8 protein-coding genes are annotated in these 11,650 nt (G+C 64.2%); 6 read left to right on the top strand and 2 right to left on the bottom strand.

The features are described 5' to 3' along the window. Window positions 1-33: 33 nt before the first annotated feature. Complete coding sequence (locus RFN30_RS30695) at window positions 34-939, bottom strand: hydrogen peroxide-inducible genes activator (protein ID WP_320265745.1); 906 nt, start codon at window positions 937-939, stop codon at window positions 34-36. A gap of 140 nt (window positions 940-1,079) precedes the next feature. Between RFN30_RS30695 and katG the strand changes: the two genes are divergently transcribed. Beyond that, a complete protein-coding gene (katG, locus tag RFN30_RS30700) occupies window positions 1,080-3,281 on the top strand; it encodes a catalase/peroxidase HPI (protein ID WP_320265746.1) in 2,202 nt (733 codons plus the stop codon). Window positions 3,282-3,348: 67 nt separating this feature from the next. Here katG and RFN30_RS30705 read toward each other — a convergent pair whose 3' ends face one another. Next, complete coding sequence (locus tag RFN30_RS30705) at window positions 3,349-4,026, bottom strand: MIP family channel protein (RefSeq protein ID WP_320265747.1); 678 nt, start codon at window positions 4,024-4,026, stop codon at window positions 3,349-3,351. 333 nt (window positions 4,027-4,359) lie between these two features. On the opposite strand from RFN30_RS30705, the gene RFN30_RS30710 reads away from it, so the two are divergent. From RFN30_RS30710 to RFN30_RS30730, 5 genes are all read left to right on the top strand, one after another. Then, entirely contained in the window at window positions 4,360-5,649 is a 1,290-nt protein-coding gene (locus RFN30_RS30710; protein WP_320265748.1) for an RsmB/NOP family class I SAM-dependent RNA methyltransferase, read from the top strand. 97 nt (window positions 5,650-5,746) lie between these two features. Further along, the gene (locus RFN30_RS30715; RefSeq protein WP_320265749.1) at window positions 5,747-6,205 is read left to right on the top strand and encodes a PaaI family thioesterase; all 459 of its coding nucleotides are present in this window, start codon (window positions 5,747-5,749) and stop codon (window positions 6,203-6,205) included. Window positions 6,206-6,208: 3 nt separating this feature from the next. Continuing rightward, the gene (locus RFN30_RS30720) at window positions 6,209-6,847 is read left to right on the top strand and encodes a 5'-methylthioadenosine/S-adenosylhomocysteine nucleosidase (protein WP_320265750.1); all 639 of its coding nucleotides are present in this window, start codon (window positions 6,209-6,211) and stop codon (window positions 6,845-6,847) included. A 176-nt stretch (window positions 6,848-7,023) separates the two neighbouring features. Further along, a complete protein-coding gene (guaA, locus tag RFN30_RS30725; RefSeq protein ID WP_320265751.1) occupies window positions 7,024-8,580 on the top strand; it encodes a glutamine-hydrolyzing GMP synthase in 1,557 nt (518 codons plus the stop codon). A 930-nt stretch (window positions 8,581-9,510) separates the two neighbouring features. Further along, window positions 9,511-11,427: a TPR end-of-group domain-containing protein gene (locus RFN30_RS30730; RefSeq protein ID WP_430699097.1), complete on the top strand. Its 1,917-nt coding sequence runs from the start codon at window positions 9,511-9,513 to the stop codon at window positions 11,425-11,427. Window positions 11,428-11,650: the final 223 nt, after the last annotated feature.

Genomic DNA, 11,650 nt, shown 5'->3' on the forward strand with positions numbered 1-11,650 from the left:
CAACCGGTTGACGCTTGCAACCAGGCCCGCACCTCACGCCAGAACGGCCGCATCCAGCCCGCGGATGATCTTCGCCAGTTCCAGGCATTCGTCCTGGCGAACCTTGTTGCGCCGCCAGGCGAGGCAGATCATGCGCTGCGGCATCGGCTCCTGGAACGGCACGATCCTGAGGTCCGGCATGACGCTGGCGGCACTTGCCGCCATTTCCGGCACCAGCGTCACACCCAGCCCATGCGCCACCATCTGCAGCAGCGTCGTAAGACTCGTGGCGCCATAGCTTGCCATCGCCACCGGCCGCACATTGCCGCAGACGGCCAAAGCCTGTTCGCGCAGGCAGTGGCCTTCCTCGAGCAGCATCAGCCGTTCCAGCGCCGGGCTTTCGGGCGGCACCGGCGGCGAGGCGAAAGCCGGATCGCCGGCGGGGACCGCAAGGAAGAAGCGGTCCGGGAAAAGCTCTTCGGTGACGAGCCCTGGCTGGTCGAGCGGCAGCGCGGCGATGAAAGCATCGAGCCTGCCCGAGACATTGTCCTCGACCAGAGATGCGGTCACCGCCTCGCGCAGCTCGAGCTGCAGGCCCGGGAAGTGCTTCTTCAATTCCGGCAGGACCCGCGGCAGGAGATAGGGCGCAACCGTCGGGATGATACCCAGCCGGAAGCGGCCTTCCATCGCGGGGCGGCCGCGACGGGCCGTCGTCTCGACGTCACGTATGTCGGCAAGGATGCGCTCGATGCGCGGCTGCAGCACCAGCGCTTCGTCCGTCATCCGCACCGTCTTGCCGCCGCGCTCGAACAGATGGCAGTTCAACCGCTCTTCCATTTCGGCGATCTGGGCGGAGAGCGCCGGCTGGCTGACGCCGGCAAGCTTCGCGGCGCGGCCGAAATGCAGCGTCTGCGCCAACGCGTCGAAATAAAGCATCTGCCGGACGGTGAGACCGATCATAAGGAAATCCTATCGGAAAAAACAGGAAAGGCAATTTGTCTTTATCGCCAAGCCGACCTAGTCTGGAATCGTTCCAGATTGGCGCGGCCGCTGGCCGCCCCGGAAACCCAATTCAAAACCCGGCAAAATCGGAGAGTAAGATGGACGCGAAAACCGACGACAACAGCGCTGGCAAATGCCCCGTGGCGCATGGATCCGCCGGCAGGACCAACCGTGACTGGTGGCCGAACCTGCTCGATCTTGGCGTTCTTCACCAGCAGTCGAACCTCTCGGATCCGATGGGCGAGGATTTCGACTATGCCAAGGAATTCCAGAGTCTCGATCTCGATGCGGTGATCAAGGACCTGCATCAGGTGATGACGGATTCGCAGGACTGGTGGCCGGCCGATTTCGGCCATTACGGGCCGCTCTTCATCCGCATGGCCTGGCACAGCGCCGGCACCTATCGTATCGGCGACGGGCGCGGCGGCGCCGGTGCCGGCCAGCAGCGCTTCGCGCCGCTCAACAGCTGGCCGGACAACGCCAATCTCGACAAGGCGCGCCGGCTGCTCTGGCCGGTCAAGCAGAAATACGGCCGCAAGATCTCCTGGGCCGACCTGATGATCCTGGCCGGCAACGTCGCGTTGGAATCGATGGGTTTCAAAACCTTCGGCTTCGCCGGCGGCCGCGCCGACGTGTGGGAGCCGGAACAGGACGTCGACTGGGGTTCCGAAACCAAGTGGCTGGATGACGAGCGCTATTCGGGCGATCGCGAACTGCAGGGCCATCTCGGCGCTGTCCAGATGGGCCTGATCTACGTCAATCCGGAAGGGCCGAACGGCAAGCCGGATCCGATTGCAGCGGCGCGCGACATCCGCGAGACCTTCCGCCGCATGGCCATGAACGACGAGGAGACCGTGGCGCTGATCGCCGGCGGTCACACTTTCGGCAAGACGCACGGCGCCGGCGATGCAGCACTTGTCGGCGCCGAGCCGGAAGGCGCCGGCATCGAGTCGCAGGGCCTCGGCTGGTCGAGCAAATATGCCACCGGCATTGCCGGTGACGCCATCACCTCGGGCCTCGAAGTCACCTGGACCACGACGCCGACCAAGTGGAGCAACAACTTCTTCGACAACCTCTTCAACTACGAATGGGAGCTCACGAAGAGCCCGGCCGGCGCCAATCAGTGGACGCCGAAGGGCGGCGCCGGCGCGGGCACGGTGCCCGACGCGCACGATCCGTCCAAGCGCCGCGCGCCGGCCATGCTCACCACCGACCTCTCGCTGCGCGTCGACCCGGCCTATGAGAAGATCTCGCGGCGCTTCCACGAGCACCCCGATCAGTTCGCGGACGCCTTCGCCCGCGCCTGGTTCAAGCTCACCCATCGCGACATGGGCCCGGTGGTTCGCTATCTCGGCCCGCTCGTGCCGAAGGAACAGCTGATCTGGCAGGATCCGATCCCGGCGATCGACCACGACCTAGTCAGCGAAGAGGATATCGCGGCGCTGAAGGCGAAGATCTTGGCCACCGGCCTCACGGTTCCTGAGCTGGTCTCGACCGCCTGGGCCTCGGCCTCGACGTTCCGCGGCTCGGACAAGCGCGGCGGCGCCAATGGCGGTCGCATCCGCCTGGAGCCGCAGAAGGGCTGGGACGTCAACCAGCCGGCCGAACTCGCCAAGGTGCTGGCGAAGCTCGAAGCCGTCCAGAAGGAGTTCAACACAGCGAAGGCCGGCGACAAGAAGGTCTCGCTGGCCGACCTGATCGTGCTTGGCGGCGTCGCCGCTGTCGAGAAGGCGGCCAAGGACGGCGGCAACGAGGTGAGGGTGCCGTTCACGCCAGGCCGCATGGACGCTTCGCAGGAGCAGACCGATGTCGAATCCTTCGCGGCGCTTGAGCCGAGGGCCGACGGCTTCCGCAACTATGTCGGCGGCAAGCTGCCGATGTCCGTCGAAGCGATGCTGGTCGACCGGGCGCAGCTCCTGACGCTGACGGCGCCGGAAATGACGGTGCTGGTCGGCGGCCTGCGCGTGCTCGGCGCCAATCATGGCGGCTCGAAGCATGGCGTGTTCACCGACAGGCCGGGCAGGCTGACCAACGACTTCTTCGTCAATCTGCTCAGCATGGGAACGGTCTGGGATCCGGCCGCCGGCACCGATCAGGTCTACGAAGGGCGCGACCGTAACACCAAGGCGGTCAAGTGGACCGGCACCCGCGCCGACCTGATCTTCGGCTCGCACTCGCAGTTGCGTGCGCTGGCCGAGGTCTACGGCTCGGGCGATGCCAAGGCGAAGTTCGTCAAGGACTTCGTCAGGGCCTGGACGAAAGTGATGAACCTCGATCGCTTCGAGCTGGCCGCGAAGTAAGGTTCCATCTTCCCAAAGAAAAGGCGCGGGTTCATGCCCGCGCCTTTTGCATTGGCCAAGGTGACGATCAGTCTTTTTCGAAGACGCCCGCCTTGGCGACGACGCCGGCGATCGCGCCGCCGATCAGCGGCGCGACGATGAACAGCCAGAGCTGGCTGAGCGCCGCGCCGCCCGAAAACAGCGCCGGGCCGATCGAACGCGCCGGATTGACCGAGGTGCCGGTGACCGGGATCATGGCGAAGTGAATCCCTGCCAGCGTCAGGCCGATGACCAGGCCGGCAAAGGCCGTCGTGTGCTTGGCGTTGGTGACGCCGAGGATCACCGTGACGAAGGTGAAGGTGCCGATCAGCTCCCAGAGGAAGGCCGAGCTCATGCCCCATTTCGCTTCGTCCCAGCCATTGGCGCCGAAGCCGCCGGTGTGGCCGCCGGCCTGGCCGGTGACGATGATCCACAGCGCCAGCGAAGCGATAATGGCGCCGATGATCTGCGCGATCCAGTAAGGGACGACATCCTTGGCCGGCATCCGTCCCGCAAGGAACACGCCGAGCGTCACCGCCGGATTGAGATGCGCGCCCGAGATCGGGCCGATGGCATAGGCCGCCGCGATCAGACCGATGCCGAACGCCAGGCCGATGCCTTCCTGCCCGAGCGGCAGCGCGCCGCCGAAGCCGCCCGTGACCACGGAGGCCGTGCCGATGAACACCAACAAAAACGTGCCTAGAACTTCTGCCAGATAAGTCTTCATTGCCCTCTCCTCGTGAGGATCCGCCAAACCGCGTTTCCCGCGCCGCGAATCACAGGCGAGAGAGTATTCCCACCCGGAAAACTTGGAAAGCAGACTGGTTAAGCCAGGCCGCTTGCTTGTATCCACCAGTCAAAACATTAGAGAACTTTCATGTTCCGGTCGATTTGTTCTTGTTTTCCACCGACGGACGACTGCTGCGAAAAAGCATTCCGTTTGTCGTAGAGAGGATGGCATCGGACAGGCCGTTTTGGCCTCGCCGCAACAGAACTGTTTCAATCGGAGCAGGAAAGGCTCTAAGAGCAGGGCTGAAGGCAACGATGGACGGAAGCAGGAATGAGATTGGGCGGAAGGCTGGCGGCGGCCATCGAAGTTCTGGAAGACATCGGCAGGCGCCACCGGCCGGTGGCCGACGCCTTGCGCGACTGGGGCCTGTCGCACCGCTTTGCCGGCGGCGGCGACCGCGCGGCGATCGGCAACATCGTCTACGACGCGCTGCGCCGCAAGCGCTCGGCCGGCTGGCTCTTCGGCGAGGATACGCCGCGCGCCATCGGCTTCGGCGCGCTGCTGCTGGAATGGGGCCAGACGGCGCAGTCGCTCAACGACGCGCTCGACGGCGACAAGTTCGCGCCGCCGCTGCTCAGCACCGCGGAACTCAAAGCGGCAGCCTCGGGCAGGCTCACTGATGCGCCGGACGCCGTGCGGGCCGATGTTCCGGACTGGTGCGCGCCGCTCCTCGAGCAGGCCTATGGCGAGGATTGGGTCAAGGAGGGAGCGGCTCTTGCGATGCGCCCGCCGTTGGACCTCAGGGTCAATGCCTTGCAGGCCGACCGCGGCAAGGTGCTGGCGGAACTCCAGGGCACGGGTGCAGCGCCTGCCGCAATCGCGCCGAGCGGCATCCGCATCCCGCCGATAGACGGCGACGGCAGGCATCCGAACGTCCAGGCCGAACCCGCCTTCCAGAAAGGCTGGTTCGAGGTGCAGGACGAGGGCTCGCAGCTTGCGGCAGCGCTTGCCGGTGCTCTGCCAGGCATGCAGGTGCTCGACTATTGCGCCGGCGCCGGCGGCAAGACGCTGGCGCTCTCGGCCGAGATGGACAATCGCGGCCAGGTCTTCGCCCATGATGCGGAAAAGGTGCGGCTGGCGCCGATCTTCGAACGCATCCGCCGCGCGCACAGCCGCAACATCCAGGTCGTCAGCAAGCCCGCCGAGCTCGCGCCGCTCACCGCGCATATGGACATCGTGCTGATCGACGCGCCCTGCACCGGCAGCGGCACCTGGCGGCGGCGGCCCGACGCCAAATGGCGGCTGACCAACAGGCAGCTCGAGGCTCGCAAGGGCGAGCAGCAGGCGATCCTCGACACGGCGCAGGCTTTCGTGAAACCGGGCGGACTGCTCGTCTACATCACCTGCTCGGTGTTCGATGGCGAGAACGGCGAGCAGGTCGCGGCTTTCCGCGAACGCCACGGCGACTTTGCGCCGGTCGACCATCGCAAGCTTTGGGACGGCTATTTTCCGGGCCATGAAGGCGCCGCGCGCATCGCCGACACCGGCGGCATCTCGCTGTCGCCGGCGCTCAGCGGCACCGACGGATTCTATTTCCATGCCTTGCGCAGGGCCGTCTGACAGGCGGTCGGCATTTGCTGCGCTGCAACATAAGCGATTGCCTGTCTTGCCTGCCTCTGCAATAAGCTTCGCCAGCAAAAAAGGTGAGGCGAAGGCTATGGCAGCCAAGATCGTACCCGCTCCCGACTACGAGGAACGCGTCAGGGCCTCCTTTGCGCGCCAGAAAGCCATGGCCACCATCGGCGCGGAACTGACCCTGGTCACGCCCGGCATCATCGAGATCGAGATGCCCTATGCGCCTTCGCTCACCCAGCAGCACGGCTTCCTGCATGCCGGCGTCATCTCGACCGCGCTGGACTCGGCCTGCGGCTATGCCGCCTTCTCGCTGATGCCGCAGAATTCCAGCGTGCTGACCATCGAGTTCAAGGTCAACCTGCTGGCGCCAGGCCGGGGCGAACGCTTCCTCTTCCGCGGCTCGGTGACCAAGCCAGGCCGCACCATCATCGTTGCCGACGGCCAGGCCTATGCGTTTGCCGCCGACGGCGAGGCCAAGCTGATCGCTACTATGACCGGCACGATGATGACGGTGGTCGGCCGCGACGGCATCGAGGGGTGATCCATGGCAACCGCGGCACGGATAGGGGAAAAAGCCGTTCTCTTCATCATGGCGGCTGAGGCCGAATACGGCCCGCACCTCAAGAAGCTGTTCACACCGCTGATGACCGGCGTCGGGCCGGTCGAGGCCGGTGTGCGCCTCGGCGCCGAGCTTGCGACGCTCAAAGCGCAGGACGCGCTGCCGGACCTCGTCGTCTCGCTGGGCTCCGCGGGAAGCCGCACGCTGGAGCAGACCGAAATCTACCAGGCCGTGTCGGTGAGCTATCGCGACATCGACGCTTCGCCGCTCGGCTTCGAGAAGGGCGCGACCCCGTTTCTCGACCTGCCGGTGACCGTGCCGCTGCCCTTCGCCGTCCCCGGCATCAGGAGCGCGACGCTGTCGACCGGCGGTGCGATCGTCACCGGCGCCGCCTATGACGCGATCGATGCCGACATGGTCGACATGGAGACCTTCGCCTGCCTGCGCGCCTGCCAGCTGTTCGGTGTGCCGCTGATCGGCCTGCGCGGCATTTCCGACGGCGCCGCCGACCTCAGGCATGTCGGCGACTGGACGGAATATCTGCATGTCATCGACGAGAAGCTCGCCGGAGCAATAGGGTTGCTGGAGCAGGCGATTGTGTCAGGCACGATCCGCCTTATCTAATGCATGTCGCCCAAAAGTGCGCAGCGGTTTTGGGAGAACGACATGCATCAAAACGAAAAACTTAAAGCGCGTCGCCTGAGTCCGTTTAGAAGCGATGCGCGTTAAGCCCTTGAAAGGACCGAAAGCCGCAGCGCGCCACCATTGCGCCGAATCGGTTCTTTCTTTAAAGGCTCGCCATGACGACACATCCCGATACCGTTCTCATCATCGACTTCGGCAGTCAGGTCACGCAGCTGATTGCGCGGCGCGTGCGCGAAGCCGGGGTCTATTGCGAGATCGTTCCGTTCCAGTCCGCCGCCGAGGGCTTCCGCCGCATCCGGCCGAAGGCCGTCATCCTGTCGGGTAGTCCGCACTCGACCGTCGATATCGGCTCGCCGCGCGCGCCCGACGAAGTCTTTTCCGCCGGCGTTCCGGTGCTCGGCATCTGCTACGGCGAGCAGACGATGTGCGCTCAGCTCGGCGGCAAGGTCGAGGCCGGCCACCATCGCGAGTTCGGCCGAGCCTTCCTGGAGATTGAGGACGATTGCGCGCTGTTCGATGGCGTCTGGGCCAAAGGCACGCGCCATCAGGTCTGGATGAGCCATGGCGACCGCGTCACAGCCATTCCCGCCGGCTTCAAGATCGTCGGCACCTCCACCGGCGCGCCCTTCGCCGCGATTGCCGATGAGGCGCGCAAGTTCTACGCGGTGCAATTCCATCCCGAGGTCGTCCATACCCCGGATGGCGCGAAGCTGCTTAGCAACTTCGTCCACCATATCGCCGGCCTCAGCACGGGCTGGACGATGGCCGCCTATCGCGAGCAGGCGGTCGAGGCGATCCGCAAGCAGGTCGGCAAGGGCAAGGTGATCTGCGCTCTGTCGGGCGGCGTCGATTCCTCGGTCGCCGCACTCCTCATCCACGAAGCGGTCGGCGACCAGCTGACCTGCATCCTTGTCGACCACGGCCTGATGCGCAAGGACGAGGCGAAAAGCGTGGTGGAGATGTTCCGCCAGCACTACAACCTGCCGCTGATCCTGGTCGACGCCTCCGACCGCTTCATCACGGCGCTGGAAGGCAAGAGCGATCCCGAAAAGAAGCGCAAGACCATCGGCCGGCTGTTCATCGAGGTGTTCGAGGAAGAGGCGAAGAAGCTCGGGGGCGCCGATTTCCTGGCCCAGGGCACGCTCTATCCCGACGTCATCGAAAGCGTCTCCTTCTCCGGCGGCCCTTCGGTGACGATCAAGTCGCACCACAATGTCGGCGGCCTGCCCGAGCGCATGAACATGAAGCTGGTCGAGCCGCTGCGCGAATTGTTCAAGGACGAGGTGAGGGCGCTGGGCAAGGAACTCGGCCTGCCCGAGAGCTTCATCGGCCGCCATCCCTTTCCGGGGCCCGGCCTTGCCATTCGCTGCCCGGGCGGCATCACCCGCGAGAAGCTGGAGATCCTGCGCGAGGCCGATGCCATCTATCTCGACGAGATCCGCAAGGCCGGCCTCTACGACGCCATCTGGCAGGCCTTCGCCGTGCTTTTGCCGGTGCAGACCGTCGGCGTCATGGGCGACGGCCGCACTTATGAATTCGTCTGCGCGCTGCGCGCCGTGACCTCCGTCGACGGCATGACGGCCGATTTCTACCACTACGACATGGCGTTCCTGGGCGCTGCCGCCACCCGCATCATCAATGAGGTGAAAGGCATCAACCGGGTCGTCTACGACGTGACGTCCAAGCCGCCCGGAACCATCGAGTGGGAGTAGGGGAAACGGCGGCAATGGTGTAGCTGCGATGGCGATTCTCGCCGTGTAAATTGGTTTCGTGTCCGTATCTCACTTCCCGCCGAACTGGCATTCTCCATCTCCAATCAGGCAAGTCCGATCTGCGGCCAAGTACCTGATGAAGTAAAGCCCTTTCAAAAGCGGAGAGGCCTATAGCGTAGAACGGCGTGCATAAAGGCGGGTCTGCTTCGCGCCGCGTGCACGAACCCGCTGCGCGGGAGGGGCGCCTCGTTCTGAGATGGCGCGGTATTCATAGGCCTTGAGCGGGTAGAGACCACGATCCGACCATGGAGTTCCTTCAACGAGAGGAACTCGCCATGGATACCCTGTCGACCGATGCACCGATCACGCCGCTTCGCCAGCGCCACGCGGGCGCGGGTCAACGGGAAGGTATGCGCGCCTCGCTATGGCGCCGGTCGTCAGGCACGTGAAGCCCGTCGCTATCACAGCAAGAAGCTCTCCGACCTGGCCCAGAAGCCGCATGCTCGACCAGCCATCAGCGCCCCTTGCGGACGTTCGCGACAGGCGCCGGCACACTCCGAAACACAAATCCCCATAGCTCACCGCGCTCGGACCACGGGTTCCTGCATGAGAGGCTTTCGTACGCCTGACGGCACCCGAAACCCTTCAGCAACTCGGCCGTTGAGGACACCTTTTCCACTGCCCAAGAGCAGTCGTCGCCGACAGTGAAACTGTAGGGCAAGGTTGCGCCATTGCGGACCTGCACAGATCGTGGCGCCAACGTCGGTTTAGCGCCACCAATTCCGGACATCAGTTTTGGACGCAGGCGCGGTCGGCCTTGCTAAAAGAGCCAAGCGGTTCCCGCGGGGGCGCAGGTTCGGTTAATCGAACCGTTTCCGAACCACAAATCCTCCTGGTGATACCAGGGCGGCGGGCCAGCGGGATTTAGATATGGCACGAACCGCTGAACCTGATACTTTAGGCTTCTCTGAAAATCCGGATTTCCTCATGGAGCGCCGGCTTACTGCAATCCTCGCCGCCGATGTGGTTGGCTACAGCCGCCTCATGGGGCTGGATGAGGCTGGTACGCTGTCGGCTCTGAAGACGCATCGGCGCGAGATGGCCGACGCCAAGATCGCCGAGCACCAGGGCCGCATCGTCAAGCTCACCGGCGACGGCATGCTTGTAGAGTTCCCGAGCGTGGTGAACGCCGTTGCCTGTGCCACGGAGATCCAGCGCAAGATGCGCGAGCGCAACGTCGAAGTGGCGGAGGACCGTCGCATCGAGTTCCGCATTGGCATCCATCTCGGCGACATCATCTTCGAGGACAACGACATCTATGGCGACGGCGTCAACATCGCGGCGCGCATCGAAAGCATCGCCAGGCCGGGCGGCGTCGCAGTGTCCGGGTCGGTCCGCGACAATGTCGGCAACCGGCTCGATCTGACGTTCGAGGACACCGGCGAGCAGGCGCTCAAGAACATCGAGCGGCCGGTCAGGGTCTACAACGTCAACCTCTTCCAGGCCGCTCCGCCGCCACGTGTGAGCGGCGCTGCGCAACCCAAGTCGGGGCCGGCGAAGGAAAAGCCGTCGATCGCCGTCCTTCCCTTCAACAACATGAGCGGCGACCCCGAGCAGGAATACTTTTCCGACGGTATCACCGAGGACATCATCACCGACCTGTCGAAGATCTCGGGGCTGCACGTCATCGCCCGCAACACGGTGTTCACCTACAAGGGCAAGCCTATCAGGGTACAGCAGGCAGCACAGGAACTCGGCGTCAGATTTGTTCTGGAGGGTAGCGTGCGCAAGGTTGGGTCGCGCGTGCGCGTCACCGGACAGCTCATCGACGGTGCGGATGGCGGGCACGTCTGGGCCGACCGCTACGATCGCGATCTGACCGATATTTTTGCGATCCAGGACGAGATCACTCACACCATCGTCGACCAGCTGAAGGTCAAGCTGCTGCCGGAAGAAAAAGAGGCGATCGAGCTGGCGCCGACTGAGAATGTCGAGGCCTATACTTACTATCTCAGGGGGCGGGAGTTTTTCTACCGCGGTTCGAAATCATATTACAGGCTGGCCAGGCGAATGTTCGCCATGGCGATCGAACTCGACCCGCTCTATGCGCGCGCTTATGCCGGTACCGCCGATTGCGACTCGTTCCTCTTTCTCGACTATAGCGAGGAAGTTTCGCTCGAGGGCATCCTCGCCAACGCTGCGAGGGCGCTCGAGATCGACAGCGGTCTGGCTGAAGCGCACGCCTCCCGCGGACTCGCCTTGGCGGTCGGCCAACGCTACAAGGAGGCCGAAACGGCGTTTGAACGGGCGATCGCAGGCAATCCCAATCTGTTCGAAGCGCATTACTTCTACGCCCGCTGCTGCTTCGCACAGGGTAAGCTGGAGACGGCCGCCACTCACTGGGAGCGCGCGGCCGAGATCGACCCCAATGACTATCAGTCATCGATGTTGCTCATGCAGGTCTATCGCTCGCTCGGGCGATATGTCGACAGATTGGAGACGGCTCGCAGAGCCATCGAGCGCGCGGAGCGGCAACTGGCGAGGAACCCTGAAAATGCCCGGCCCGCCTATCTCGGCGCCAACGCACTCTTAGGATTGGGAGAGTTCGATCGGGCTAAGGAGTGGGCGGCACGCGCGCAGGCCATCGATCCCGACGACGTCCTGACCCAATACAACCTTGCTTGCTTTCATTGCATGCTTGGCGATTGCGATCGGGCGTTCGACTTGCTCGAAAGGGTGATGCCGCGGGCCAACCATGAAATGAAGGCTTGGGTTCTGCACGACTCCGATTTCGACCTGCTTCACAACGATCCACGCTGGCAGAAGGTGCTCGATCTCACCACCTAATACGGTTGATCGGCGATGATCGAGCGCACCGAAGCGGCAAGCTTTCCATGTGTTGCCAGACGAACAGGTCAAAACGTGTGAGGTTACAGACCGTGACGGCCCCTTTGTCAGCTGCCGAAGCCGGGGGCGCCGCCGCGGTGGTTGCCGACCTAGAGTCTTTCACGTTTTGACGGAAGCGTATCCGGCGTTTGCGAAGTAGTTCATGCATTCGGCTGCCTCGATG

Origin of the sequence: Mesorhizobium dulcispinae, from assembly GCF_033977345.1 — a bacterium.
GTDB classification, from domain to species: Bacteria; Pseudomonadota; Alphaproteobacteria; order Rhizobiales; family Rhizobiaceae; genus Mesorhizobium; species Mesorhizobium dulcispinae.

Coding starts and splice junctions, on each gene's coding strand:
- RFN30_RS30695 (WP_320265745.1), bottom strand. CDS start 939: ATGATCGGTCTCACCGTCCGGCAGATGCTTTATTTCGACGCGTTGGCG.
- katG (WP_320265746.1), top strand. CDS start 1,080: ATGGACGCGAAAACCGACGACAACAGCGCTGGCAAATGCCCCGTGGCG.
- RFN30_RS30705 (WP_320265747.1), bottom strand. CDS start 4,026: ATGAAGACTTATCTGGCAGAAGTTCTAGGCACGTTTTTGTTGGTGTTC.
- RFN30_RS30710 (WP_320265748.1), top strand. CDS start 4,360: ATGAGATTGGGCGGAAGGCTGGCGGCGGCCATCGAAGTTCTGGAAGAC.
- RFN30_RS30715 (WP_320265749.1), top strand. CDS start 5,747: ATGGCAGCCAAGATCGTACCCGCTCCCGACTACGAGGAACGCGTCAGG.
- RFN30_RS30720 (WP_320265750.1), top strand. CDS start 6,209: ATGGCAACCGCGGCACGGATAGGGGAAAAAGCCGTTCTCTTCATCATG.
- guaA (WP_320265751.1), top strand. CDS start 7,024: ATGACGACACATCCCGATACCGTTCTCATCATCGACTTCGGCAGTCAG.
- RFN30_RS30730 (WP_430699097.1), top strand. CDS start 9,511: ATGGCACGAACCGCTGAACCTGATACTTTAGGCTTCTCTGAAAATCCG.